1 protein-coding gene is annotated in these 211 nt (G+C 57.8%); it reads right to left on the bottom strand.

Annotated elements, in window-relative coordinates; all coding sequences use genetic code 11:
• Nucleotides 1-211: hypothetical protein (locus tag HA050_RS21870; RefSeq protein ID WP_166830602.1), on the bottom strand; the 211-nt coding region annotated here is incomplete at both ends.

Raw genomic sequence — 211 nt, 5'->3', positions numbered from 1 at the left:
GTGCCGTAATCGGCTGCACTCGCTGATCCGCCGCCCAGGTTAAAGGCATAGGTTTCTGCTTTGGTGGTGGCGGTGCTCAGTGAGACATTGAAGACAAGGTTATTACCTTCCACCACATTGTCATCCGCCACACCCGGATTGCCAACTTCGATGCCGGTAATGGCCGGGCTGTCGTTGTCCAGAATTCCGCCGGTGGCGCTCACGCCGCCAA

Origin of the sequence: Iodobacter violaceini (assembly GCF_011601265.1) — a bacterium.
Classification (GTDB): Bacteria; Pseudomonadota; Gammaproteobacteria; order Burkholderiales; family Chitinibacteraceae; genus Iodobacter; species Iodobacter violaceini.
The sequence above is the reverse complement of the archived record's forward strand: the minus strand, read 5'-3'. Positions and strand labels throughout refer to the sequence as shown.